We start from the raw sequence: 23,467 nt of genomic DNA on the forward strand, positions 1-23,467 counted from the left end.
GTCGACCGCGGGGATTCACCCACATGGCCAACCCTCGGCGCCCACCCCCTGTGTTGGTCGTGACACCATGGAGTCATGACCACGCCTGTCGAGGCCGAAGAGACACTCGGTGCCGATGTGGGTGCCGGGGACAGACCGTGGCAGACCATCGTGTGGAACGACCCGGTCAACCTGATGTCGTACGTGACATACGTGCTGCAGAAGATCTTCGGGTACAGCAGGGAGCACGCCACGAAGCTGATGCTCGACGTGCACCACAAGGGAAAGGCCACGGTGTCCTCCGGTACCAAGGAAAAGGTCGAGGGCGACGTCGCGAAGCTGCACGCTGCCGGCCTGTGGGCCACGATGGAGCAGCCGTGAAGGGCTGGCGCCGCAAGGGCGCGAAGGTGCTCGCCGAGTTCGAGCAGCAGGAGGCCGCCGTACTGCGCGGCCTCGTCAGCCAGGTCGACGACATGCTGCGCGCTCGTGGCGACGAGGCGCCGGAGGACGAGCTGAGCGAGCTGACCGGAATCCGTACCGGCCCCTCCGAGTCGCCCCACGACCCGGTCCTGTCGCGCCTGCTGCCGGACTTCCACAGGCTGGATCCGGACAACCCGAGCAAGGAGGACCTCGACTCCGCGGCGGCGCTGCGCTCGCTGCACGAGCCCGAGGTGCTGGAGGCGAAGGTCGGCGTCGCCGCGGAGATGATGCGCACGCTGCCGCCCGAGGGTGGCGACGTCCGGCTCACCTACGAGCAGGCCGACGCGTGGCTCTCCGCGCTCAACGACGTGCGGCTGGCGCTGGGGACCGCGCTCGACGTCGCCGAGGACATGCCGGAAGAGCTGCCCGAGGACGATCCCCGCGCGCCGCATCTCGGCGTCTATCACTGGCTGACCTGGGTGCAGGAGAGCCTCGTACAGGCGCTGTCCGAGTGAGGCACAACGCGATCACCGATGTGCCCGGCGTCCTCGTCGGGCACCATCACCGGCTCGGCTCGGGCTGGGCGAGCGGCACCACGGTGGTGCTCGTGCCGGACGGGGCCGTGGCCGCCGTCGACCAGCGGGGCGGCGCTCCCGGCACCCGGGAGACGAACCTGCTCGAACCGGAGAACCTCGTGCAGCGGGTCAACGCCGTCTGCGTTTCCGGTGGCAGCGCCTACGGCCTCGCCGCGGCGGACGGCGTGATGCGCTGGCTGGGGGAGCGTGACCTGGGCTTTCCGGTCGGCCGCGAGCCGCACGAGGTGGTGCCCATCGTGCCCGCCGCGGTGATCTTCGACCTGCCCCGGAGCGATTGGGGCAACCGCCCGGACACCTCCTTCGGCTACGCCGCTTGCGCGGCGGCCCTGGACGGGCCGGTCGGGCAGGGAACGGTCGGCGCGGGAACCGGCGCACAGGTCGGCTCGCTGAAGGGCGGTGTCGGCACGGCCAGCGAGGTGGTGGACGGGTTCGTCGTCGGCGCGCTTGCGGTGCTCAACGCCTCCGGCGAGGCCGTGCGGCTGGACACCGGCGAGCCGTTCGCCGCGGACCACGAGCACGAAGGCGAGTTCGGGGTCGCCCGCTGGCCGGGCCGTCCCGCCGAGCTGTCCGCCGCGCCCCCGGACCTGAACACGACGATCGGCGTGCTCGCGGTGGACGCCGCGCTGTCGAAGGCGGAGTGCCGGCGGCTCGCCGTCGCGGCGCAGGACGGTCTCGCCCGCGCCGTGCGCCCGGCGCACACCATGTTCGACGGCGACACCGTGTTCGCGCTGGCCACCGGGGCGCGCGAACTGTCGCGTGCGGAGGGGCCGATCGGCGACGTCGGCAGGGCGGCCGCGCTCGACGCACTGTGCTCCGCCGCCGCACGGGTCTTCGCGCGAGCACTGGTGCACGGGCTGCTGGCCGCGACCTCCGTCGCCGGGCTGCCCGCGTACCGCGACGTGTGGCCCGAGACGTCGGCGCCCTCGTGAGTGCGCACACGAGTTAGAACTCGCGTGGCCACTCACGAGCGTGGTGAGTGGTTCGTCTCACGGTGTGAACACCTCTGGCCCACGAAGTAGGATGTGCAGCGTGCTTCGGATCCGCCGTGACCTCGTGGACGCGATCGTCGAGCACGCCCGGCGGGACCACCCGGACGAGGCGTGCGGCGTCATCGCGGGTCCGGACGACGGTACCGACCGGCCGGAGCGGTTCATCCCGATGCTCAACGCGGCGCGCTCGCCGACGTTCTACGAGTTCGACTCGGCGGACCTGCTCAGGCTCTACCGCGAGATGGACGCCAACGACGAGGTACCCGTCGTCATCTACCACTCGCACACCGCCACCGAGGCATATCCGTCTCGTACCGACGTGAAGCTCGCGCAGGAGCCGTTCGCGCATTACGTGCTGGTTTCCACCCGGGACCCGGAGGAGCACGACTTCCGCTCCTACCGCATCGTCAACGGTGTCGTCACCGAGGAGCCGGTCGAGGTCGTCGAGTCGTACATGTTCGCCAACACCGGCAGTGACGACCTCCCCGACGCCTGAGCGGAGCGCGCGGGAATACCCCCGCGTACACGAGCGTCTGACCTGTCGTAAAACCCGAGCGGAGGTAACCCCATGGCCGTGAACGTCTCCATCCCGACCATCCTGCGGACCCACACCGGCGGCGAGAAGTCCGTCGAGGCGTCCGGGAAGACGGTGCTGGAGGTGATCGACGACATCGAGGCCAAGCACGGTGGGCTGAAGGATCGCCTGGTCAAGGACGAGAAGCTGCACCGCTTCGTCAACGTCTACGTCAACGACGAGGACGTCCGCTTCGCAGGCGGCCTCGACGCCGAGGTCAAGGACGGTGACACGGTGACGATCCTGCCCGCGGTTGCCGGCGGCGCCCGCTGACGGCCATGACTCGCTACGAGTCCCTGCTCGACGCGCTCGGCGGCACGCCGCTGGTCGGGCTGCCCCGGCTGTCCCCTTCGCGGGACGTGCGGCTGTGGGCGAAGCTGGAGGACCGCAACCCGACGGGTTCGATCAAGGACCGGCCCGCGCTGGCCATGATCGAGGCCGCCGAGCGCGACGGCAGACTGCAGCGGGGCTCGACCATCCTCGAACCGACCTCGGGCAACACCGGGATCTCGCTGGCCATGGCCGCGAAGCTCAAGGGCTACGGCCTGGTGTGCGTGATGCCGGAGAACACCTCGGCGGAACGCAAGCAGTTGTTGCAGGCCTACGGCGCCCGCATCGTGTACTCGCCGGCGGCGGGCGGCTCCAACGAGGCCGTGCGCCGCGCGAAGGAGCTGGCCGAGTCCAATCCGGACTGGGTGATGCTCTACCAGTACGGCAACCCGGCCAACGCCGACGCGCACTACTACGGCACCGGGCCCGAGCTGCTCAAGGACCTGCCGACGCTGACGCACTTCGTCGGCGGCCTCGGCACCACCGGCACGCTCGTCGGCGTCGGCCGCTACCTGCACGAACAGAAGCCGGACGTGCAGATCATCGCCGCCGAGCCGCGCTACGGCGAGCTGGTCTACGGCCTGCGCAACCTCGACGAGGGCTTCGTGCCCGAGCTCTACGACCCGGACGTGCTCAACGGCCGGTTCTCCGTCGGCGCGTACGACGCGCTGCGGCGCACCCGGGAACTGCTCGAGAACGAGGGCATCTTCGCCGGCATCTCGACCGGGGCCGTGCTGCACGCGGCGATGGCGGTGGCCGAGAAGGCCGTGGCGAAGGGCGAGCAGGCCGACGTGGCCTTCGTCGTCGCCGACGCAGGCTGGAAGTACCTCTCCACCGGCGCCTACAGCGGCTCCCTCGACGAGGCCGCCGAACGCCTGGACGGCCAGCTCTGGGCCTGAGCTCAGGGCGATCTCAGGGTTTTCTCCCGACGACCGCGTCGTGCGCGCGACGTAGCCTGGTGGGGTGAGTACGCAGCCGCAGCCCGCAGGTAACGCCCGCCCCGGGCGGCCCGACCGCGCCAAGCGCATCCTCCCGCCACGACCGCTGGCCGCCGGCATCATCTCGCTGTCGTTCGTGGTGCTGCTCTACCTCGTCGAACTCATCGACGTGCTGCTGCCCGCGAACCTCGACCACGGTGGCATCCGGGCACGCTCGCTTGCCGGTCTCGACGGCATCGCGTGGGCTCCGTTGCTGCACGGCGACTGGTCGCACCTGTTCGCCAACACCGTTCCGGTGCTGGTCTTCGCCTTCCTCGCGCTGGCGGGTGGCATCGGTCAGTGGATCGCCGTGACCGCCACGATCTGGATGGTAGGTGGGCTCGGGGTGTGGCTCACCGCGCCACCGTCGGTCATCACCATCGGCGCGTCCGGGCTCGCCTTCGGCTGGCTCGCGTACCTGCTGGTGCGGGGTGTCTTCAGCCGCAGCGTCGGCCAGCTCGCCGTGGCCGCGGTGCTGCTGTTCGTCTGGGGCGGGATGCTGTGGGGCGTGCTGCCCGGCACTCCCGGCGTGTCGTGGCAGGGACACCTCTTCGGCGCTCTCGGCGGCGTGCTGGCGGCGTGGATCGTGGCCAGGGCCGACCGTGCCCGGCAGTCGAAGGCACCCGGTAATCTCCAGACGTGAGCCACGCCGACGCACCCATCGGGATCTTCGACTCCGGCGTAGGCGGGCTGACCGTCGCGCGCGCGGTCGCCGACCAGCTGCCCGGTGAGCGGTTGCGCTACGTCGGGGACACGCTGCACGCCCCGTACGGCCCGCTGCCGATCGCGCGAGCCCGCGAGCTGGCACTGCGCGCACTGGACGGCCTGGTCGCCGACGGGGTCAAGGCCCTGGTCATCGCCTGCAACACGGCCTCGGCCGCGTGCCTGCGCGACGCGCGGGAGCGCTACGACATCCCGGTCGTGGAGGTCGTGCTGCCTGCTGTGCGCCGGGCGGTGGCCGCGACGCACTCAGGGCGGATCGGGCTCATCGGCACCGAGGGCACCGTGCGTTCGCGCGCCTACGACGACGCGTTCGCCGCGGCCAGGGACGTGCGGCTGAGCAGCGTCGCGTGCCCGCGCTTCGTGGACTTCGTCGAGCGCGGGATCACCTCGGGCCGGCAGGTGCTCGGGCTCGCGCAGGGCTACCTGGAGCCGTTGCTGCGGGCCGAGGTCGACACCCTGGTCCTCGGCTGCACCCACTACCCGCTGCTCACCGGCGTGCTCCAGATCGTGATGGGGGCCGACGTGACCCTCGTCTCCAGCGCCGAGGAGACTGCGAAGGACGTGGTCCGCGTGCTCACCGAACGGGACCTGCTCGCCGCGCGGCAGGAGGCGCCGCGGCACGAGTTCGTCGCCACCGGGTCCACCGAGCCGTTCACCCGCCTGGCGCAGCGCTTCATGGGCCTTCCCGGCGGAGTGGGCGTTCCCACGCCCGCGTGACGCGCGCGGACGGCCACCCGCGTGGCAGGGTGTCGATCGTGCGACTGACCATCCTTGGCTGCTCCGGCAGCGTCCCCGGCCCGGACGCGGCGGCGTCCGGTTACCTGCTCGAGGCCGATGGATTCGTGCTGGGCGTCGAACTGGGCAACGGCGCGTTCGCGCAGCTGCAGGCCGTCCGCGACCCGTTCGACCTGGACGCGCTCCTGCTCACGCACCTGCATCCCGACCACTGCGCGGACTTCAGCGCGCTGACCGTGCTGCGTCGCTACCACCCGGACCCGCCGTACGGCACGCGCCCGCGCAGGCTGCCGGTGTACGCGCCGGAGGAGGCCCCGCGCCGGCTGGCCAACGCCTACGCGCCGCACGAGTCGGAGCGGCTGGAGACCGACCTCTCCGACGTCTACGAGTTCCACCCGCTGGCGGCAGGCACGCCGCGGATCGGGCCGTTCGAGCTGCGGGTGGTCCCGGTCGTGCATCCCACGGAGGCGTTCGGCGTACGCGTCTCGGCCGGGGGCACGACGTTCGCCTACACCGGCGACACGGGACCGTGCGCGGCGCTGGACGAACTCGCCGCCGGTGTCGACGTGCTGCTCGCCGAGGCGTCCTGGACCGACGCGCCCGACCGCCCGCCCGGGGTGCACCTGTCCGGCAGGCACGCCGGTGAGCTGGCCGAGCGTGCGGGGGCAGGCCGCCTGCTGCTCACCCATGTCGCGCCGTGGTGCGACCGGCGGGCCGTGCTCGCGGAGGCCCGTGCCGCCTTCTCCGGTCCCGCCGACCTCGCCGAGCAGGGCGCCCGGTACGACATGTAGGCCGCCCTCATCGCCTGTCCTGGTCCCCCGCAGGCGCGGCGTCGTGCCTGGTCACCTTTCGTGAGTGCGCACACGAGTTAGAACTCGCGTGCGCACTCACGACCGGTGAGCTGCGGAAACATTGCGGCTCGGTCCAGAAAGGGCGGCGGCGTAGGCGTGGAAGAGGGCCAGCATGCTCACCGTGCCGCCCACGGCGTCGAACTCCGCCATGTCGAGCGCCAGTTCGGCGCCCCTGCGGCTCGGCACGTCGTTGCCGACGTCGGTGAACCAGTCCAGGAACGTGAGCTGCCGCTGCTCGCCGGGCCCAGGGCCGGGGGAGATCACATCGAGCAGGAACGGCCGGTTACGCAGCGTCCAGCGGTAGAACTCGGAGTAGCCGAAGAAGCGCCGCTCCACGGCCGTCGCGGCGATACCGTGCACCTGCTCGGCGAGGGCCACGCCGTGCTCGGTGGAGGCCTGCTCGGCGAGGCTCCAGGCCCGGTCGTGCGCCGAGCGGCCGGCGAGCCTGCCCTCGCGCAACCCGGTCAGGTAGTCCGCCCACAGCGCGGCGCCGGGGTTGCCGAAGGTACCGCCACCACGGCCCGCGGCGATCGCGATCCCGCGCTCGATGCCCTCCACGATCCCCGCGTCTACATAGGACACCCAGCTGCCGGGTGCGCCCATGCCGTGATCGCGGAAGAAGCCGATGATGCCCTCGATGTTGCGCCAGCGGTGGGTGTAGCCGGGGATGATCTCCGCGGCGGGACCCTCCGAGAGGGCACGGAGGAACTCCAGCCGCTCCGGCATCGTCATCAGGTTGATGTCCTCGGCCGTGCAGTCGAGGGTCGCGGCGCAACCGGCCGCGCCGTGCCGCTCGGCGCCTGCCGGCGGAACGAGCACCACGCACAGCAGCACGGCGACGATCGTGACGACGGCGGCACGCATGCGCGGACCTTAGCCCGTTCGCCCTCGGCCGACAACCGAACGACTACGCTGCCCCCGTGGCACGAAAAGACGGCAGGAACGACGACCAGCTCCGCGAGGTACGGATCACGCGCGGATTCCAGCAGTGGCCCGCGGGCTCGGTGCTCATCGAGTTCGGTGCGACGAGGGTGCTGTGCGCGGCCAGCGTCAGCGAGGGCGTGCCCCGCTGGCGGGCAGGCTCCGGCCTCGGCTGGGTGACCGCCGAGTACGCGATGCTCCCGTCGGCCACCAACACGCGCAGTGACCGCGAGTCGGTCAAGGGCCGGATCGGCGGCCGCACGCACGAGATCAGCCGGCTGATCGGCCGCTCCCTGCGCGCCTGTATCGACCTGGCGGCGCTCGGCGAGAACACGATCGTCATCGACTGCGACGTGCTGCAGGCCGACGGGGGGACCAGGACGGCGGCGATCACCGGCGGTTACGTCGCGCTCGCCGACGCGATCACCTGGCTGGGTGCAGCCGGCAAGCTGGCCGACCCCAAGCCGTTGTCCGCGGCGGTCTCCGCGATCAGCGTGGGCGTGGTCGACGGCCGGGTGCGGCTGGACCTCCCCTACGAGGAGGACTCGCGCGCGGAGGTCGACATGAACGTCGTGGCCACCGACGTAGGCACCCTCATCGAGGTGCAGGGCACCGGTGAAGGTGCCACCTTCACCCGGTCCACTCTGGACAAGATGCTGGACATCGCCCTCGCCGGCTGCGCGGATCTCGCGCGCAAGCAGGTGGAGGCGCTGGCGCTGCCGTATCCCGGGACGCTGCCCGAGCCGGCTCCGGCGAAGAAGTCCAAGGGCGCCAAGTGACGGCCAGGCTGCTGCTGGCGACCCGCAACGCGAAGAAGCTCGACGAGCTGCGACGAATCCTCGTCGGGTCGAGCGTCGGCGACATCGAGGTGCTCGGGCTGTCCGATGTGGACGAGTTCCCTGAGGCGCCGGAGACCGGTGCCACGTTCGAGGAGAACGCGCTCGCCAAGGCACACGACGCCGCCGGCGCCACCGGCCTGCCCACCGTCGCCGACGACTCGGGGCTCACCGTCGACGCGCTGAACGGGATGCCGGGCGTGCTGTCCGCCCGCTGGGCGGGTCGCCACGGCGACGACCGGGCCAACCTGGAGCTGGTGCTGGACCAGCTCGCGGACACGCCCGACGAGCGCCGCGGCGCGGCCTTCGTCTGCGCCGCCGCTTTCGTCGTGCCGGACGTCGAGGAGGTCGTGGTGTGCGGGAAGTGGCGCGGCACGCTGATCCGGCGGCCGCGCGGCAAGCACGGCTTCGGCTACGACCCGATCTTCGTGCCGGAGGGCGAGACCCGGACCTCAGCCGAGCTGGAGCCTGCGGAGAAGGACGTGGCCTCGCACCGGGGCCGGGCGCTGCGTGCCCTGCTGCCCCACCTGCGCGAGCTCAGCCGGCGATCTTGAGGTCCTTGAGCAGCTTGGCCACATGTCCGGTGGCGCGGACGTTGTAGAGCGCCCTGGCGATCCGGCCGTCCGGGTCCACCACGAACGTGGAGCGGATCACGCCCTGCACCACGCGCCCGTAGTTCTTCTTCTCGCCGAACGCACCCCACTCGGTGAGCACGGTCTTGTCCGGGTCCGACAGCAGCGGGAACGTCAGGCCCTCCGCCTCGGCGAACCTGGCCAGCTTCTCCGGCTTGTCCGGTGAGACGCCGAGCACCTGGTAGCCGGCGTCGTTCAGCTCGGCGAGGCTGTCGCGGAAGTCGCACGCCTGCTTGGTGCAGCCGGGCGTGCCCGCGGCGGGGTAGAAGTACACGACGACGGACCGGCCGCGGAAGCCGGAAAGCGAGACCTTGTTCCCCGCACTGTCGGGGAGGGTGAAGTCGGGCGCCGGGTCGCCGGGCTCAAGCCGTTTCTGCTCGGTCATGCGGCAAGCTTATCGGCCGGTACTGGCCGCTCACACCGAGCCGCCGTACACGGCCGTCGTGGACGTGGCCGCGTCGGGGCGGAGGCAGAGCCGCACCGGCGTGGGCTGCTCCGGCACGGCGAAGGCGAGCACCACCCTGACCGTCTGTCCCGGCTGTACGTCCTTGTCGGCGTCCACGATGCCGTTGTAGCCGCGGGTCGCGTCGACCACCTGCTCCGCGGTCCGGTCGCCGATCATGGCGGTCACCGAAAGGCTGGAGAGGCGGTACGGCTTCTCGCCGTTGTTGTAGATGGCAATGCCGAAGGCGGCGGCCCGTGCTGACTGCGGGTAGGCGCTCTCGCTCGGCCGGAACGTGTTCGGCGGAGAGACGGTGACCACGAGGCCGGAGCTGAACCGGTGGTCGGACCCGAAGTCCACGACCGTGCCGCTGGGGGTCGTCGTGCGTTCCTTGCCGGCGGTCGGCGCGCTCGAGGCGCTTGCCGGTGCGGTCGTCGCGTCGTCGTCCGCGGCGGAGGTGCCGCACGCGGTGACGCCGAGCAGTGCGCACAGCACCACCAGGATGGGCTTGGGCGTTCTTCGCACCGCGCCCTCCTTACTCCGGTCGCTGTGGGTAACTGGTCCGTTCGGTGGCGACAGCCGCCTCCCCGCTCCACTCTGACGGCGGTCGCGGGCACGTGCCAGCATGATCGCGGCGTCGACGCGCACCTGGTGTACGCCTGTGTCCTCGCCGTGATCGTGACGGTACCGCCCGTGACCAATGTCACGTCAGGGTGTCACGTCGGGGTGAAGGCTCAGACGGCGAAGGCGAAGAAGAGAACGAACATGGCGAGGCCGGTCAGCCAGGCGACGATCAGCCAGCCGAAGTCCCGCCACGGGTCCACCGTGCGGCTGTCCTCGCCGGGAACGTAGACGCCGCGCATCTCGAACCAGTCCGCCCAGCGCGCGAGCCAGCGGAGGGGGTTGCGTGTCGGCATGGCGCGACCTCCGCTGATAGTCGGCGTACTGCGCCCCTGACGTTACTCCACGTGACGATCCGGATGGCAGAGGGCGGGCGCGGGTCAACGGCACATATCAATCGGACATTTGCTGTTCACCGAACGTACGGACACCTCTACGCTCTTGAGGATCAAGCGGGCGGAAGACGTCGTACGCTGTACGCCGGTCGGCCGCCCATATTCATTCCTGGAATGAGGGGAGGCGGATATGCGGGCGTCAAATCTCTGGCGGTCAGCGATCCTCCTGAGCGCAACAGCCTTGATCGTCACCGCATGTGGCGGTGGTGATGAAGGTGGCGGGCAGTCGTCCGACGGTGGCGACGGGGTGCTCAAGCTGGGATACGTCCTGCCGGAGACCGGCCAGCTCGCCTTCCTGGGACCACCGCAGATCCAGTCGGCGAAGTACGCGATCAAGACCATCAACGACGCCGGCGGGGTGCTCGGGCAGCAGATCCCCGAGGTCGTCGCCGGTGACGAGGCCGGTCAGGAAGGTGTCGCGGCCCAGTCCGCGGACCGCGTCCTCGCGAGCGGGGTCGACGCCGTGATCGGCGCGGCGGCCTCGGGCATGTCGCTGGCCTTCATCGACAAGGTGACCGGCTCCGGCGTCGTGCAGTGCTCGGGCTCGAACACCGCGCCCACGTTCACCGACTACGACGACGGCGGCTTCTACTTCCGCACCGCGCCGAGCGACGCGTTGCAGGGCCCCGTGCTCTCGAAGGTGGTCCGGGAGGACGGGCACAACCGGGTTGCGATCGTCGCCCGAGCCGACGACTACGGCAAGGGCCTGATGGAGTCCACGAAGAAGGCGCTGGAGGCGGACGGGGCCGAGGTCGTGCTCTCGCAGACCTACGACGCCGAGGCGACCAACTTCGACCAGCTCGCGCAGCAGGTCAAGAACTCCAACCCGGATGCGGCCGTCGTGGTCGCGTTCGAGGAGGGCACGCAGATCCTGCAGAGCATGATCGAGGCGGGTGCCGGGCCGCAGCAGATCGGCGTCTACGGTGCCGATGGCCTGCGCAGCGAGGAGCTGGCGTCGCTGGTGGCGCCGAACGATCCCTCGCGGATCTCGGGCATGAAGGGCACCGCGCCCGCATCGGGCTCCAACGAGGAGTACGTGAAGCAGCTCAAGGAGTTCGCTCCCGACCTCGAGGAGCTGCAGTTCGCCCCGCAGGTCTTCGACTGCGTGACCATCATCGCGCTCGCCGCCGAGCAGGCGAACTCCGACGACCCGGGGACGTTCGCCCCTGAGGTCAACGGTGTCACCAAGGACGGCGAGAAGTGCTCGTCGTTCGCCGACTGCAAGGCGCTGATCGACGAGGGCACGGACATCGACTACGACGGTGTGAGCGGTCCGCTCGACTTCGTCGAGGAAGGTGAGCCTGGTCAGGCGGAGATCGAGGTCTACACCTACAACGACTCCGGCGAGCTACAGACGGTGCGCACCGAGGTCAGCACCGGCGAGGCCTGAACCCCCTGAAGGAAGGGCCGCCTTCCGTGCCCCGGCACGGAAGGCGGCCTGGTCACCTCTCGTGAGTGTTCAGCCGAGTTAGAACGCGGCTCCTCACTCACGACCGGTGACCTGCGCAGACAGCGTGTCTGGTCTGCTTCAGCAGGTTCGAGGACAGCCTCTCGGCTCAGCGCACCCTGGCGAGGGTGCCGAGGTACAACTCGATGACCTTCTCGTCGTGCAGCAGGTTCGTGCCGGTGCCGGTGTAGGCGTTGGTGCCCTGGTCGAGCACGTAGGCGCGGTCGCAGATCTGCAGGCACCGGCGGGCGTTCTGCTCGACCATGAAGATCGCGACACCGGTGGAGTTGATCTCCTTCACCCGCGCGAAGACCTGGTCCTGGTAGGCGGGGGAGAGGCCGGCCGACGGCTCGTCGAGCAGCAGCACCTCCGGTTCCATCATCAGGGCCCTGCCCATCGCCAGCATCTGGCGCTCGCCGCCGGACATCGACCCGGCCTTCTGCTGCCGGCGCTTCGCCAGCAGCGGGAACAGTTCCTCGACGAACTCCGTCCTGCTCGCGAACTGCTTCGGCCGCAGGTACGTACCCATGCGCAGGTTCTCCTCCACGGTGAGCGTGGGGAAGACGTTCTGTCGCTGTGGCACGTAGCCGATGCCGCGTGAGACCAACTCGTGCGCGGGCTTGTTGGTCACGTCCTCGCCGCGCAGCCGCACCGAGCCGGTGCGCACGCGCAGCAGCCCGAACATGGCCTTGACCAGCGTGGACTTCCCGGCGCCGTTGGGACCGATCACGCCGACGATCTCGCCGGCGCCCAGCTCGGCGCCGCAGCCCCGGAGCACGTCGACACCCGTGACGTATCCGGCGACGATCTCGTCGGCCACCAGCAGTGGTTCATCCATCGTCAGCCTCGTTCTCCGGTTCGTCGTGGTGCCTGCCGAGGTAGGCGTCGATCACGGCCGGGTTCTTCCCGACGGCCTGCGGTGGCCCCTCGGCCACGACGCTACCCTCCGCCATGCAGACGACCCAGTCGCTGATACCCATCACGACGTCCATGTCGTGCTCGACGAAGCACACGGTCATGCCCTCGTCCCGCAGGTCGGTGATGTGCCCGAGCAGCGACTGCGTCAGCGCCGGGTTCACCCCCGCCATCGGCTCGTCGAGCATGATCATCTTGGGGCGCACCATGAGCGCGCGGGCCATCTCCAGCAGTTTCCGCTGGCCGCCGGAGAGCGTGCCGGCGTACTCCTCGCGCATGTGCGAGAGCCGGAAGCGCTCCAGCAGCTCGTCGGCGCGCCGCACGATGTCCTTCTCCTGCCCCCGCCACAGCGGTGGCAGGAGCGAGAGCGCCATGCGCTCACCGCGCTGGCCGGTCGCCGCCAGCTTCATGTTCTCCAGCACCGTGAGCTTCGACAGCGTCTTGGTGAGCTGGAACGTGCGCACGAGGCCCTGCCGCGCGACGCGGTGTGCCGCGCGGCCGGTGATGTCCCGCCCGTCGAACGTCCAGTGGCCGTGGTCGGCGCGATCGAAGCCGCTGAGGACGTTGAACAGCGTCGTCTTACCTGCGCCGTTGGGGCCGATGAGCCCTGTGATGGCGCCGCGCTGCACCTCGAGGTTGTCCACGTGCACGGCGGTGAGCCCACCGAACGCGCGGGTCACGCCGTCGACCACCAGCAGGGGGTCGGGCTTGCGCACCCCGGGCTCGCAGTCGAGCCCGGCCAGCGCCGTGGTGGCCGAGTTATCGGACATCGAGCAGCATCTCCCTCCGGCTACCGACGATCCCCTGTGGCCGGAAGATCACCAGCAGCATCAGTCCCAGCCCGACGAGCGCGAACCGCACGGCGCCGACCTCTCCGGCGCTGAGCACGTCCGGTGAGATGTACCCGGCGCCGATCGCCTGCCGTAGCGCGCTGTCGAAGAACGTCAGCACGGCCCAGAACAGGATCGATCCGATGATGGGACCGAGTACCCGCCCGGCGCCGCCGAGTACCAGCAGCGTGTAGAGGAAGAACGTCTCGACCGGGTTGTAGGTGTCGGCGTTCACCGACTGGTTCTGGATGGCCAGCATCATGCCTGCGATCGACCCGATCGCCCCCCCGAACACCAGGCTCTGCATCTTGTACGCGTAGACGCTCTTGCCGAGGCTGCGCACAGCGTCCTCGTCCTCGCGGATGGACCGGATGACGCGACCCCAGGGGCTGTGCACCATCAGGGCCATGATGCCCGCGAACAGCGCGACGAGTCCCCACGCGACCAGCAGCACCCACAGGTCCCGCGAGCTGAAGTTGATCAGCCAGAAGCCGTAGGAGTCGCGCGGGATGGGGTTGGCGTCGAAGAAGTCGTCCGCGAACTGCTGCAGGCCGTACACCCCGCCGGTCACCGGCTCGGCCCAGGTCGATCGGTAGAACAGCCGGAGGATCTCGCCTGCGGCGATGGTGGCGATGGCGAGGTACTCGGCCCGTAGCCGCAGTGTGGGCATGCCGAGCAGCAGCGCGAGCACCACCGAGCAGGCGAGGCCGACGAGCACGCCGGCCCACAGCGACAACCCGAACGTCGACACCGAGGCCGCCACGCCGTAGGCGCCGACCAGCATGAAGCCGATCTGGCCGAAGTTCAGCAGGCCGGTGTAGCCGAAGTGCAGGTTCAGCCCGATGGCGGCGAGCGCGTAGACCGCGGCGATCGGCCCGATGCCCGACCGAAGCGCGTCGGAGAGGATTACTTCCCAGTCCATTTCGTGCGAACCGCCTAGCCTACTCGTTCCCGCTGGCCGAGAATCCCTTGTGGACGGATGAGCAATACCAGAATGAGCGCCAGCAGCGCCCATGCGTTCTGCAGGTCGATGGGGAACCACAGGCTCGACATCTGGGCGACGATGCCGATGACGAAGCTGCCGACCATGGCGCCGTAGGGCGAGCCGAGACCGCCGAGGATGATGCCCGCGAACATGAGCAGCAGCAGCCGGAAGCCCATGTCCCAGGTGATGATCTCGGTGAGCCCGAAGAAGACCCCGCCGAGGGCCGCCAGCCCACCGCCGAGGACCCACACCACGAGCACAACGCGCTGCACGTCGATGCCGGAGGCCTCCGCCAGCTCCCGGTTGCTGGACACGGCGCGGATGGCGGTGCCGATGCGCGTCTTCTGCAGCATGAACGCCACGCCCAGGAGCACCAGCAACGAGATGCTGAAGATGGCCAGGTCGCGCGGGGTGATGCCGACGGGGCCGAGGTCGAACGCCCGCTGGATGTCGTACTCCCGATAGGACTGCGGCCGCGTGCCGAAGATGACCAGCACGACGTGCCGCAGCAGCAGCGAGAGGCCGATCGTGATGATGAACATGTTGATCATCCCGGTGCCGCGGCGCCGGAGCGGCGACCACAGTCCGAGCTGCAGCAGCCCGCCGAGCACCGCGCCGACGACGACCGCGATCAGCGCGGCCGGGATGATGTGCAGGCCAAGGCCGCCCACGTTGAGGAAGAAGGCGACGACGGCGCCGATGGTCACCAGCTCGCCGTGCGCGAAGTTGATCAAGTGGGTGGTGCCGAAGACCAGGGAAAGGCCGACCGCGGTGATCGCGATGATGGCGCCGAACTGGATGCCGTCGAGCAGTGACTGGAGGGCGCGGTCGATGAAGCCCGGCCCGGTCACCACCTCGTCGCCCTGTGCCGCCGCGACGGATGGAGCCAGCACCACGAAGAGCACAGCAAGCAGTGGCACGAGCAATCGGAAATTACGCACGGTCACCTCGTACACCGCGGGGATCTTTGGACGGTCAGTGTAAATGGGGCTACCGCGTCCGGGTACAGGTGTATGTGATCGTTACCTGATGTAGCCGTCCTGACCTGTAATCCTCGTGCGCGTCATGGCTGTCCGGTTCGCACGTCTGCGTAGGTAGTCCGTTCGGGCGAGTACGTAGGTAGGAGCAGCTTGCATGAACGAGAAGACGAGGGAAGTGGTCGCGGCGCTCGCGGCGCTGCACGACGAGCTACCCAGCGTGATCGATGCGCTGAGGCACGGCAGGCTGTCGGTGCTGCGTCAGCACGAGTTCGCCGCCATGCTCATCGAGGCGGGGGAGAGCCTGGACGACCACGCCGACGCGCAGGCCCCGGCGACCAACGGCCACGCCGACGACTTCACGGCGACCGAGTCCGACCGGCACGACGACGAGTGCCCGCCGCAGTGACCATGTCCGGCGGCGTCAGGCCCGCCACCGTCGCCGGACCGGCCGGCCGGCGGACCAGCGCGCCCACCCGGCTTCGGTGACGCGGAACTCGAACAGCGCGAGGTCGGCGGCGAGCACCGCGCCACCGCGGGCACCGGCGATCGCGGCCTCCCGACCCACCTGGTCGTCGATCTCCCTGGCCGCGCCGCGTACCCAGAGCTCCTCGTCGTCGGGCGGGTGCACGGTGCCGTGCAAGGCCGCCCGCGGTTCGCGGCGCAGGTCGCCGAGCTTCGGGGAGCGGCGTCCGGGCGGCGAAGCTCACCTCGGTGATGAGCCCGGCGGTCGAACTCGCCCTGCGCGGTTCGCTGCTTCTGGTGCTGCTGATCGGGGGCGCGCGGGTCGCGCGGGACGCGACATCGCTCGGGGAGCTGATGGCGTTCCTCCTGTACGCCACGTACCTGGTCGTGCCGCTGGCCTCGGTGCTGCAGGGCATCGGGACGGTGCAGAAGGGCATGGGCGCGATGCAGCGTGTGCACGAAATCGGTGCCCTTCCGGTCGAGGACGACGGCGGTGTCGCGCGCGCAGGCGGCACCGGTGACGGCGCACCGGTTCTGGAGTTCCGGAACGTGCGCTTCCGGTACGGCGACCGGCCGGTGCTGCGCGGAGTGTCGTTCGCGGTGCCGCCTTGCTCGCATGTGGCGCTGGTCGGCAGATCCGGTGCGGGCAAGTCCACCGTCTTCTCGCTCACCGAGCGCTTCTACGACCCCGGGGGTGGCTCGATCCTTTTCCACGGCAAGGAGATCGTCGAGCTGTCCCGCGCGGACTGCCGTTCCCGGATCGCGCTGGTGGACCAGAACACGCCGATACTGCACGGTTCGCTGCGCGACAACCTCTGCTACACGGTTCCCGGTGCGGGGACCGCCGAGATCGAACGGGTCGTGGAACTGGTGAACCTCACCGAGCTCGTCGACCGGCTGCCGCTCGGGCTGGACACACCCGTCGGCGAGCGCGGCAACCGGCTCTCCGGCGGGGAGTGCCAGCGAATCGCGATCGCCCGCGCGCTGCTGGCCCGGGCGATCGCCCGGGCCGCCGAGGAGTGCGCGCTGCTGGTCATCGCGCACCGGCTGTCCACGGTGCGACAGGCGGGCCGCATCGTGGTGCTGGACGCGGGGAAGGTCGTCGCGGACGGAAGACACGAGGAACTGGTCGAATACAGTTCGTATTACCGGACCCTGGTGCTCGGCGGGCTACGTGACGGCTATTCTGGAAATGCGAAGGAAATTGATGTCGAAAGTACCTCGGTGTCGTGACGACACGAGCGTCCGCTGTTGCATGCGAATTCGCGAAACACCCGCTCAGTACGGCGAAACGGGCACGTTTCGGGGGGCCATGAAACCGTGGTCTACATCGCCTGGATGGACCTGTCCCGACTGTCGTGCGGCTGCTAGAAAGGGTGGCCGGATCATTTTACGGATGCGATGTCAAAAATGCGAGGCGAATCCGACTTGTGGAACTCCTCATCGGCACAAGCCCGCTTCGCGCCGCACACGGAATTCGTCGGCCTGCTGCCCGATTACCCCGCGGTGCTGCGCAGAGTTCAGCAACTTGCCTGCTCGGTGACATCGGTGGACGGCGCGCTCGCCGGCCGTGGCAGCCGCAGGGGACACGCGGACCTGCCACTGCTCGATGTTCTGGCGGGCGCGGGCAAGCAGCGCCGGTTACTGGTCGGGCCGCAGCTCACCCACGCCGACTCGATGGCGGAAAAGGCGATCGCACGGCAACTGGAGGTGCGGGTGTACGGGCAGCCACTGCGGCCGATGCTCGTCTTCGACGACCGGTACGCGGTGCTGTCGCTGGACCGCGCCGACTGGGACGGCGGTGCGCTGGTGCTGCGCGCGCCGCTCGCCGGCTCGTGCGGCGAGCTGTTCGAGTTCAAGTGGTCGGCGGCGCGCCGGCCCACCGCGGAGTCCGTCCGCGAGGGCCTCTCCGGCAGGCAGCTCGACGTGATCCGACTGCTGCTCCAGGGTGCGACCGATCAGCAGGTGGCCGAGCGCATCGGCGTGAGCAGCCGTACGGTCCGCAACGTGGTGGCGCAGCTCCAGCAACGCTTCGGCACCACCTCGCGGATGGCGCTCGGCTTCCGCCTCGCCTGTGCCGGCGCGGTCGCCACGGAGAAACCCGAGTTGCCGTGAGCGGGTGCGCGATCGAACCGGGTGCGCGTCAGAACGACCATCGCGTTGGCGTGAAATCGCCGTCGGACGGCAGGGCGAAGACCTTCACGACCTCCACCCGGTAGACCCGCCACGGCGGCGGTCCCGCGGTGGGCGCACCGGCGTCGGCGTGCAGCGCACCCTCGTGCGCGCTCGGCGACCAGCCGTACTTCGACCGGTAGGCGGCGGCCACCCGTTGCAGGACCTGGGTATCGCTCACTGGAGCCGCGTCGCCCTCGACGACGAGGTCCAGCCCGGACCGGCTCGCGGTGATGGAACACGAGGCGTTGCCCGCGAGGTTCCTGCTCTTGCGGGTGGCGGGTCCCGAGGCGAAATGCAGCGCGTCGTCGACCCACACGCCGAGCACCGGCATCGCGTGCGGGCGGCCGTCGGCTCGCGTGGTCGACAGCCAGTAGGTTCCCGCTTCGGCGAGCGGGCCGACCACCTCGGTCCAGCGCATCGGGTCGCCGGTCGTGCCGGTGACGGGCTGCGCCCGCGGTTCCCTGTGCATACGGCCACTCCTTCGGACCCGGTCGCGGTGGTCGAATCGTAGCTTCGGCGCGCCGGTCGCCGCCCGCCCGGCTACCGGACCGCGCGGCAGGGACACCCGGCAGGGGCCTGGCCGCCGGTGATAGGGAGGGGACCGGCTCCACGACCCGGCTGGTGGTCTCGTGGAAGGCGGACACGTGCGTGTGGCGGGCGGACACGGCGGGGCAAGGGGGTAGGACAGTGAACGGCACGACGACCCATTACGAGTCGCGCGGTTCCGGGCCACAGCGACGACGACGCCTCTGTCCGTCGTCCATTCGGCCAGCGGTTGTGACCGTCGCCGCGCCGCCACTAGCGTCCGAACCACCGCGTCGACGTAGTTGGGATATCGGTCGTGCCTGGTGGAAACAGCTTCTCACTGAGGAAACCGGCGGTGTTGCTCGTCGCGGTGATCCTGATCGCCGTCGGTCACCCGGCCCCCGAGGCGGGAGCTTCCGAGCAGCCGTCCTCGGCGGACTTCGCCCGGCGGTCGGTCACCTTGCTCACCGGGGACCGCGTTGTCACGGGCACCGAGGGCCGCCGGGTACTGCGGATCGTTCCGGGAGAGGACAGGTCGACCGTGACCTTCTCCACCTACCAGCGGAACGGGCACCAGTACGTCCTCCCCTCCGACGCTGGCCCGCGCGTAGCGGCGGGCGTGCTGGACGAACGACTCTTCGATGTGACGGAACTGGTCCGGTCCCGCTTCGACGACACGCACCGCGCGACCCTGCCGCTGTTGGTGACGTTCCCGGACGGCGCGGACGGTTCCGCCTCGATCGAGGGCGCGCCGGGTGCCAGCGTCGACCGGGGGCTGTCGAGCATCAACGGCGTGGCCGTGACCGCCGACAAGTCGTCCGTGGGCCAGCTGTGGAGCGGGATCACCGGCGACGGTGCGGCGACGACGCTGGCCGAAGGACTGGAGAAGGTGTGGCTGGACGGCCGGTACCGCGCCGGACTGGATCGGAGCGTGCCGCAGATCGGCGCCCCGGAGGTCTGGGACAGCGGCTACACCGGTGAGGGCGTGACGATCGCCGTGCTCGACAGCGGGGTGGACGAGAGCCATCCCGACCTCGCCGGGCGGCAGCGCGCCGAGCGGAACTTCTCCGGTTCCCCGACGACCGACGACCGAAACGGCCATGGCACGCACGTCGCCTCGACCGCCGTGGGCAGCGGCGCCGCGTCCGACGGGACGTACACCGGCGTCGCCCACGACGCCGGTTTCCTCGACGGGAAAGTCCTCGGCGACGACGGCTCCGGCCTGCAATCCCAGATCATCGCCGGTATGGAGTGGGCCTCGGCCGAGCGGGGCGCCGACATCGTGAACATGAGCATCGTCGGCTACAACTCGCCCGAGATACAGCCTATGGAGCAGGCCGTGAACAGCCTGTCCGCCGAGCACGGCACGCTGTTCGTGGTCGCGGCGGGCAACGACGGCCCGGACCCGTCGACGATCACGTCCCCTGGCAGCGCGCGGGCCGCGCTCACCGTCGGCGCGCTGGATGACAACGACGAACTCGCAACCTTCTCCAGCAGGGGCCCGCTGCCCGGTCGCCGTGCGCCCAAGCCCGACCTCACCGCCCCTGGCGTGGCCATCAGGGCCGCGCTCAGCTCGGACGCCTCGCCCAGCGACGTGTACTACACCGTACGCAACGGCACCTCGATGGCCACCCCGCACGTCGCCGGGGCCGCGGCGCTCGCTCTGCAGCAGCATCCCGGGTTCACCCGCGAGCAGCTCAAGCGCCTGTTGGTCGGTTCGGCCGAGCCCTCGGAAGGACTGACACTGTTCCAGCAGGGCTCCGGCCGGGTCGATGCGGCCGGTGTGCTGAACCAGCCACTGCTGGCCGAGCCCGCCAACGTCGACTTCGGTATCCAGCGCTGGCCGCACGCCGGCGAGGAGCCGGCCCGCGAGACGCTGACCTACACCAACATCACCGACAGCGACACCACCGTCGAGTTCCGCGTCGAAGCGAAGGACCCGGAAGGTGAGCCCGCGCCCGGCGGCCTGTTCACCACGTCGGCGCCCCGGCTCACGGTCCCCGCCGGCGAGTCGGCGAGCGTCACCGTGCTCGGCGACGTCACCGCCGTCGGCGCCCCCGGCCACTACACCGGGGCGATCGTCGCGGACGACGGCGAGTCGACGGTACGCACCCCGGTGGCCGTGTACCGGGAGAAGGAGAGCTACGACCTGACTCTCCGCCACATCGGCGCCGACGGCACGCCCACCAGCAGGTACCACACCGAGATCGTCGACGTGGACAGCGGTGAGGTCCACACCCCCGAGGGCGAGAACGGGACGGCGACCGTGCGCCTGCCGGTCGGGAACTACGTGCTGCGCAGCCAGATCACCGGCCGGTCGGGCGGGCCGCGGAAGCAGTACCTGCTCGCCTACCCGAACCTGACGGTCGACGGCGGCAGGACCATCGACCTCGACGTGCGCCGCACGAAGCCGATCCGGGTGTCCCCGCCGGATCCGGACGCCACCGCCGAACTCGGCCAGGTCCGGTTCATGCGCACTGACGCGGACCTGGGAATCCCGTTCGATGTGGTGACTTACGACGGGCCGCTCGACCGGATCGGCACCGCACACCTGGGTCCGCGGCTGTCACGCGACCAGCTCAGGTCGCTGGTCAACACCCAGTGGACGGGCTCGTCGGGCGAGTTCTACGGGCTGGCCTGGTACCGGTACGGACACGTGCCGACCGGCTTCAGCCGCGAGGTCGGACGGCACGACGTCGCGAAGGTCCAGGTTCGCTACGGCGCCCCTGAGGAGGGCATGGCGCACGTGGCGGGCGCCTCGCCGTCCCCGCACGGGACCGCCTTCCGGGAAGGCTCCTCCGTCCCGCTCGACGTCTCCGCCCCGGGCACGCGCACCGAGTACTACAACACCGGCGACGGCACGGTGGACTGGAACCGCTACATGAACGTGGAGGAGACCGGAACACCTCTGCCGCTGCCCCTGTCCCGCCTGCACGCGCCGCCCCGGCAGTACCAGCCGCCCCGCCACTACCGGGAGTCGTTCAACCAGGCGGTGTTCGGTCCCGTCCTTCCCCGCACCCACCACCCACGCCGGTGGGTGATCCGCGACAGGAACACGATCGAGATCGACGCGCCGCTGTTCGGCGACGGGGCGGGCAACTGGGGCCGTTCGGCGACCGTGCCCTCGGCGTACACCCGGCTGTTCCAGGGCCGGGTCCTGATCGGACAGGAACCGGATGCGGGCCGCGGGACGTTCACCGTTCCGCCCGACGACGCCGAGTACCGGCTGACCACCGAGGCTCGCCGTGCACCCGAGTTCGGGCTGAGCACGCGGGTGGCGGTGACCTGGACGTTCCGGTCGAGCCGGACCGACGAGCCCACCAGGCTGCCGCTTTCGACCGTCCGGTACTTCCCGAAACTCGACGCCAACGGTTCCGCGCCCTCCGGCGTGCCGTTCGTCGTGCCCGTCGCCATGCAGGAGCAGGGCAGCGCACGGACGGAGCGGCCACCCGAGTTGAGCGCCGAGGTCTCCTACGACAGCGGCCAGAGCTGGTCACCGGCCAGGGTGGTCGCCAACTCGCTGCTGGTGCTGCACCACCCGGAGGAGGCGGACACGGTATCGCTGCGGGTGACCGCCGGCGACGCGGACGGCAACACTGTCGAGGAGACCATCATCGACGCCTACCGGCTCCGCTAAGGTATTCCTTGACAAGAATATTCTTGTAAGTGAATACTACGGCCCGTGGAGCAGATCGCATCAGCACTGGCGGACGCCGCGCGGTGGCGCATCGTGGAACTCCTTGCCGAGCGTCCCCGGTCGGTCGGTGAACTGGCCGAGTTGACCGGGCTGCGGCAGCCGCAGACCACCAAACACCTCCAGGCCCTCGCCCGCGCAGGGCTCGTCACCGTCTTCCCGCTCGGGCAACGTCGCGTCTACGCGGTCGAGACGGCGCCGCTGGCGGCTCTCGCGCGGCGGCTGCGGGAACTGGTCGAGGCCACCGAGGCTCACGAGGGCGAGCGCGATGTCATCGCGCGCTACCGCGCTGCCATCGAGACGGAGTCCGCGGTCGCGGACCGGGAGCGGTGGGCGGACGGGCGCACCTTCTCGTTCGAGCGCGTGCTGGCCGCGCCCCGGGACGTGGTCTGGCGGCACTGGGTCGACCCGGACCTGCTGGCGTCCTGGTGGACCCCGCCGCCGATGACGGTCACCGACTGCGCTCTCGAACCGCGGGCGGGCGGCCGCGCCGTTCTCGAGTACCGCGATGCCGAAGGGCGGTACCGCTCCGAAGGACAGGTCCACACCGCGAAGCAACCTGAGCGCCTCGTGTTCGACCTTTCGGTGTTGGACGCGGCGGGTGCGGTTTCGTTCAGCGGCCACTACGACCTGACGCTCACCGCGGCGCCGAACGGCACCCGGCTGCGGCTCGGCCTGCGCATCACCGAGACGGCGGTCGAGGCCGTCCCCTACATCGCCGGGATCGAAACCGGCTGGGGCCAGGTGCTCGACAACCTCGCCGGCGCCGTCGGTGCCTCCCAGCGCACCACCAGGGCAGTGACCAAGGGAAAGGAACCACAGTCATGACCAACTCGACCGCCCGCAGGGTGACCGCGAACATGAACCTCACCCTCGACGGGCGTTACAACGGCCCCGGTGGGCCCGGAGATCTGAGCGCGATCATCCCGTACGCGACCACCGAGGTCGCGCGACGCCACCTCGACCGCATCTGGCAGACGGCGACGACAGCGCTGCTCGGCCGGCTCAATGCCGAGGGATTCATGGGTTTCTGGCCATCGGTCGCCGACGACGAGAACGCCGATCCGCGTGATCGCGGATACGCGAAGTGGCTGGTCGGCACGGAGAAGGTGGTCCTGTCGACCACTCTGACCGAGGCGCCGTGGGAACGGACCCGCGTGGTGAACGCCCCCGTCGCCGACGTCGTCACCGACCTCAGGGCCACCGGTGAGGGCGACATCCTCGTCAACAACAGCGCGAGCCTCATCAAGGCGCTCCTCTCGGCGGACCTGCTCGACCGGCTGTATCTCATGATCTTCCCCGAGATCGCCGGAGGCGGGCAGCGGTTGTTCGATGACGGCCTGCCGGCTTCGAAGTGGACGCTAACGCTCCAGGAGACCGGCGAGCTGGGCGAGATGGCCATGGTCTACGACCGCGCACGCTGATGGCCGCGG

General features: G+C 70.2%; 28 protein-coding genes. 18 read left to right on the forward strand and 10 right to left on the reverse strand.

The window, feature by feature from the left end; all coding sequences use genetic code 11:
• Positions 1 to 75 precede the first annotated feature (75 nt).
• The 9 genes from clpS to JAP66_RS17255 all read left to right on the forward strand — a co-directional run bounded on the left by clpS (position 76) and on the right by JAP66_RS17255 (position 6,114).
• A complete protein-coding gene (gene clpS, locus JAP66_RS17215) occupies positions 76 to 360 on the forward strand; it encodes an ATP-dependent Clp protease adapter ClpS (RefSeq protein WP_199432777.1) in 285 nt (94 codons plus the stop codon).
• Positions 357 to 914 carry a DUF2017 domain-containing protein gene (locus tag JAP66_RS17220; RefSeq protein ID WP_199432778.1) on the forward strand — a complete coding sequence of 186 codons (558 nt, stop codon included), beginning with the start codon at positions 357 to 359 and terminating at the stop codon, positions 912 to 914. The genes clpS and JAP66_RS17220 overlap by 4 nt, the downstream gene beginning before the upstream one ends.
• On the forward strand, positions 911 to 1,924 hold the full coding sequence (locus tag JAP66_RS17225) for a P1 family peptidase (RefSeq protein WP_307849598.1): 1,014 nt from the start codon (positions 911 to 913) through the stop codon (positions 1,922 to 1,924). Before JAP66_RS17220 ends, JAP66_RS17225 begins: the two co-directional genes overlap by 4 nt.
• Before the next feature lie 91 nt (positions 1,925 to 2,015).
• Entirely contained in the window at positions 2,016 to 2,480 is a 465-nt protein-coding gene (locus tag JAP66_RS17230) for a M67 family metallopeptidase (RefSeq protein WP_199432779.1), read from the forward strand.
• Positions 2,481 to 2,552: 72 nt separating this feature from the next.
• A complete protein-coding gene (locus tag JAP66_RS17235) occupies positions 2,553 to 2,831 on the forward strand; it encodes a MoaD/ThiS family protein (RefSeq protein ID WP_199432780.1) in 279 nt (92 codons plus the stop codon).
• Between the two features lie 5 nt (positions 2,832 to 2,836).
• Positions 2,837 to 3,787, forward strand: coding sequence for a PLP-dependent cysteine synthase family protein (locus tag JAP66_RS17240; RefSeq protein ID WP_199432781.1), 951 nt, complete (start codon positions 2,837 to 2,839; stop codon positions 3,785 to 3,787).
• A 127-nt stretch (positions 3,788 to 3,914) separates the two neighbouring features.
• The gene (locus JAP66_RS17245; RefSeq protein WP_199432942.1) at positions 3,915 to 4,508 is read left to right on the forward strand and encodes a rhomboid family intramembrane serine protease; all 594 of its coding nucleotides are present in this window, start codon (positions 3,915 to 3,917) and stop codon (positions 4,506 to 4,508) included.
• Entirely contained in the window at positions 4,505 to 5,305 is an 801-nt protein-coding gene (murI, locus tag JAP66_RS17250; protein WP_199432782.1) for a glutamate racemase, read from the forward strand. The genes JAP66_RS17245 and murI overlap by 4 nt, the downstream gene beginning before the upstream one ends.
• Before the next feature lie 38 nt (positions 5,306 to 5,343).
• Positions 5,344 to 6,114 (forward strand): MBL fold metallo-hydrolase, encoded by a 771-nt coding sequence (locus JAP66_RS17255; RefSeq protein ID WP_199432783.1) that lies wholly within the window; start codon positions 5,344 to 5,346, stop codon positions 6,112 to 6,114.
• A gap of 96 nt (positions 6,115 to 6,210) precedes the next feature.
• Here the strand turns inward: JAP66_RS17255 and JAP66_RS17260 are convergent, their stop codons facing one another.
• Complete coding sequence (locus JAP66_RS17260) at positions 6,211 to 7,038, reverse strand: hypothetical protein (protein WP_199432784.1); 828 nt, start codon at positions 7,036 to 7,038, stop codon at positions 6,211 to 6,213.
• A gap of 56 nt (positions 7,039 to 7,094) precedes the next feature.
• Here JAP66_RS17260 and rph point away from each other — a divergent pair, with 56 nt between their 5' ends.
• The gene (gene rph, locus JAP66_RS17265) at positions 7,095 to 7,874 is read left to right on the forward strand and encodes a ribonuclease PH (RefSeq protein WP_199432785.1); all 780 of its coding nucleotides are present in this window, start codon (positions 7,095 to 7,097) and stop codon (positions 7,872 to 7,874) included.
• Positions 7,871 to 8,485, forward strand: coding sequence for an RdgB/HAM1 family non-canonical purine NTP pyrophosphatase (gene rdgB, locus JAP66_RS17270; RefSeq protein WP_199432786.1), 615 nt, complete (start codon positions 7,871 to 7,873; stop codon positions 8,483 to 8,485). Before rph ends, rdgB begins: the two co-directional genes overlap by 4 nt.
• Here rdgB and bcp read toward each other — a convergent pair.
• From bcp to JAP66_RS17285, 3 genes are all read right to left on the reverse strand, one after another.
• A complete protein-coding gene (bcp, locus tag JAP66_RS17275) occupies positions 8,469 to 8,948 on the reverse strand; it encodes a thioredoxin-dependent thiol peroxidase (protein WP_199432787.1) in 480 nt (159 codons plus the stop codon). The genes rdgB and bcp overlap by 17 nt on opposite strands.
• Positions 8,949 to 8,978: 30 nt before the next feature.
• Positions 8,979 to 9,530 carry a DUF4352 domain-containing protein gene (locus JAP66_RS17280; RefSeq protein ID WP_307849599.1) on the reverse strand — a complete coding sequence of 184 codons (552 nt, stop codon included), beginning with the start codon at positions 9,528 to 9,530 and terminating at the stop codon, positions 8,979 to 8,981.
• Positions 9,531 to 9,739: 209 nt separating this feature from the next.
• Entirely contained in the window at positions 9,740 to 9,922 is a 183-nt protein-coding gene (locus JAP66_RS17285) for a hypothetical protein (RefSeq protein WP_199432788.1), read from the reverse strand.
• A gap of 229 nt (positions 9,923 to 10,151) precedes the next feature.
• On the opposite strand from JAP66_RS17285, the gene JAP66_RS17290 reads away from it, so the two are divergent.
• Positions 10,152 to 11,411 (forward strand): ABC transporter substrate-binding protein, encoded by a 1,260-nt coding sequence (locus tag JAP66_RS17290; RefSeq protein WP_199432789.1) that lies wholly within the window; start codon positions 10,152 to 10,154, stop codon positions 11,409 to 11,411.
• A 166-nt stretch (positions 11,412 to 11,577) separates the two neighbouring features.
• Here the strand turns inward: JAP66_RS17290 and JAP66_RS17295 are convergent, their stop codons facing one another.
• From JAP66_RS17295 to JAP66_RS17310, 4 genes are read right to left on the reverse strand one after another with little or no spacing between them, the layout of a single operon-like run.
• Positions 11,578 to 12,306, reverse strand: a complete 729-nt coding sequence (locus tag JAP66_RS17295; RefSeq protein ID WP_199432790.1) for an ABC transporter ATP-binding protein — start codon at positions 12,304 to 12,306, stop codon at positions 11,578 to 11,580.
• The gene (locus tag JAP66_RS17300; protein ID WP_199432791.1) at positions 12,299 to 13,153 is read right to left on the reverse strand and encodes an ABC transporter ATP-binding protein; all 855 of its coding nucleotides are present in this window, start codon (positions 13,151 to 13,153) and stop codon (positions 12,299 to 12,301) included. The genes JAP66_RS17295 and JAP66_RS17300 overlap by 8 nt, the downstream gene beginning before the upstream one ends.
• Complete coding sequence (locus JAP66_RS17305) at positions 13,143 to 14,135, reverse strand: branched-chain amino acid ABC transporter permease (RefSeq protein WP_199432792.1); 993 nt, start codon at positions 14,133 to 14,135, stop codon at positions 13,143 to 13,145. The genes JAP66_RS17300 and JAP66_RS17305 overlap by 11 nt, the downstream gene beginning before the upstream one ends.
• A gap of 14 nt (positions 14,136 to 14,149) precedes the next feature.
• Positions 14,150 to 15,139, reverse strand: coding sequence for a branched-chain amino acid ABC transporter permease (locus tag JAP66_RS17310; RefSeq protein ID WP_199432793.1), 990 nt, complete (start codon positions 15,137 to 15,139; stop codon positions 14,150 to 14,152).
• A gap of 193 nt (positions 15,140 to 15,332) precedes the next feature.
• Between JAP66_RS17310 and JAP66_RS17315 the strand changes: the two genes are divergently transcribed.
• Positions 15,333 to 15,584, forward strand: a complete 252-nt coding sequence (locus tag JAP66_RS17315) for a hypothetical protein (RefSeq protein ID WP_199432794.1) — start codon at positions 15,333 to 15,335, stop codon at positions 15,582 to 15,584.
• Positions 15,585 to 15,599: 15 nt separating this feature from the next.
• Here JAP66_RS17315 and JAP66_RS17320 read toward each other — a convergent pair whose 3' ends face one another.
• Positions 15,600 to 15,806, reverse strand: a complete 207-nt coding sequence (locus tag JAP66_RS17320) for a hypothetical protein (protein ID WP_199432795.1) — start codon at positions 15,804 to 15,806, stop codon at positions 15,600 to 15,602.
• An 86-nt stretch (positions 15,807 to 15,892) separates the two neighbouring features.
• Between JAP66_RS17320 and JAP66_RS17325 the strand changes: the two genes are divergently transcribed.
• Positions 15,893 to 16,873, forward strand: coding sequence for an ATP-binding cassette domain-containing protein (locus JAP66_RS17325; protein WP_199432944.1), 981 nt, complete (start codon positions 15,893 to 15,895; stop codon positions 16,871 to 16,873).
• A 177-nt stretch (positions 16,874 to 17,050) separates the two neighbouring features.
• Positions 17,051 to 17,755, forward strand: coding sequence for a helix-turn-helix transcriptional regulator (locus JAP66_RS17330; RefSeq protein WP_199432796.1), 705 nt, complete (start codon positions 17,051 to 17,053; stop codon positions 17,753 to 17,755).
• 28 nt (positions 17,756 to 17,783) lie between these two features.
• Here JAP66_RS17330 and JAP66_RS17335 read toward each other — a convergent pair whose 3' ends face one another.
• Positions 17,784 to 18,284 carry a pyridoxamine 5'-phosphate oxidase family protein gene (locus JAP66_RS17335; RefSeq protein ID WP_199432797.1) on the reverse strand — a complete coding sequence of 167 codons (501 nt, stop codon included), beginning with the start codon at positions 18,282 to 18,284 and terminating at the stop codon, positions 17,784 to 17,786.
• Between the two features lie 411 nt (positions 18,285 to 18,695).
• Between JAP66_RS17335 and JAP66_RS17340 the strand changes: the two genes are divergently transcribed.
• The 3 genes from JAP66_RS17340 to JAP66_RS17350 are packed head-to-tail and all read left to right on the forward strand — an operon-like array spanning position 18,696 to position 23,458.
• On the forward strand, positions 18,696 to 21,977 hold the full coding sequence (locus JAP66_RS17340) for a S8 family peptidase (protein WP_199432798.1): 3,282 nt from the start codon (positions 18,696 to 18,698) through the stop codon (positions 21,975 to 21,977).
• A 45-nt stretch (positions 21,978 to 22,022) separates the two neighbouring features.
• The gene (locus JAP66_RS17345) at positions 22,023 to 22,862 is read left to right on the forward strand and encodes a metalloregulator ArsR/SmtB family transcription factor (RefSeq protein ID WP_199432799.1); all 840 of its coding nucleotides are present in this window, start codon (positions 22,023 to 22,025) and stop codon (positions 22,860 to 22,862) included.
• Positions 22,859 to 23,458: a dihydrofolate reductase family protein gene (locus JAP66_RS17350; RefSeq protein WP_199432800.1), complete on the forward strand. Its 600-nt coding sequence runs from the start codon at positions 22,859 to 22,861 to the stop codon at positions 23,456 to 23,458. Before JAP66_RS17345 ends, JAP66_RS17350 begins: the two co-directional genes overlap by 4 nt.
• The last annotated feature ends 9 nt before the right edge of the window (positions 23,459 to 23,467 follow it).

This window comes from Qaidamihabitans albus (genome assembly GCF_016464705.1).
In the GTDB taxonomy this organism is placed as follows: Bacteria; Actinomycetota; Actinomycetes; order Mycobacteriales; family Pseudonocardiaceae; genus Qaidamihabitans; species Qaidamihabitans albus.

Coding starts and splice junctions, on each gene's coding strand:
- JAP66_RS17260 (WP_199432784.1), bottom strand. CDS start 7,038: ATGCGTGCCGCCGTCGTCACGATCGTCGCCGTGCTGCTGTGCGTGGTG.
- JAP66_RS17315 (WP_199432794.1), top strand. CDS start 15,333: ATGAACGAGAAGACGAGGGAAGTGGTCGCGGCGCTCGCGGCGCTGCAC.
- JAP66_RS17235 (WP_199432780.1), top strand. CDS start 2,553: ATGGCCGTGAACGTCTCCATCCCGACCATCCTGCGGACCCACACCGGC.
- JAP66_RS17300 (WP_199432791.1), bottom strand. CDS start 13,153: ATGTCCGATAACTCGGCCACCACGGCGCTGGCCGGGCTCGACTGCGAG.
- JAP66_RS17330 (WP_199432796.1), top strand. CDS start 17,051: ATGCGAGGCGAATCCGACTTGTGGAACTCCTCATCGGCACAAGCCCGC.
- JAP66_RS17350 (WP_199432800.1), top strand. CDS start 22,859: ATGACCAACTCGACCGCCCGCAGGGTGACCGCGAACATGAACCTCACC.
- JAP66_RS17305 (WP_199432792.1), bottom strand. CDS start 14,135: ATGGACTGGGAAGTAATCCTCTCCGACGCGCTTCGGTCGGGCATCGGG.
- JAP66_RS17230 (WP_199432779.1), top strand. CDS start 2,016: ATGTGCAGCGTGCTTCGGATCCGCCGTGACCTCGTGGACGCGATCGTC.
- JAP66_RS17285 (WP_199432788.1), bottom strand. CDS start 9,922: ATGCCGACACGCAACCCCCTCCGCTGGCTCGCGCGCTGGGCGGACTGG.
- JAP66_RS17295 (WP_199432790.1), bottom strand. CDS start 12,306: ATGGATGAACCACTGCTGGTGGCCGACGAGATCGTCGCCGGATACGTC.
- bcp (WP_199432787.1), bottom strand. CDS start 8,948: ATGACCGAGCAGAAACGGCTTGAGCCCGGCGACCCGGCGCCCGACTTC.
- JAP66_RS17335 (WP_199432797.1), bottom strand. CDS start 18,284: ATGCACAGGGAACCGCGGGCGCAGCCCGTCACCGGCACGACCGGCGAC.
- JAP66_RS17290 (WP_199432789.1), top strand. CDS start 10,152: ATGCGGGCGTCAAATCTCTGGCGGTCAGCGATCCTCCTGAGCGCAACA.
- JAP66_RS17240 (WP_199432781.1), top strand. CDS start 2,837: ATGACTCGCTACGAGTCCCTGCTCGACGCGCTCGGCGGCACGCCGCTG.
- clpS (WP_199432777.1), top strand. CDS start 76: ATGACCACGCCTGTCGAGGCCGAAGAGACACTCGGTGCCGATGTGGGT.
- JAP66_RS17325 (WP_199432944.1), top strand. CDS start 15,893: ATGAGCCCGGCGGTCGAACTCGCCCTGCGCGGTTCGCTGCTTCTGGTG.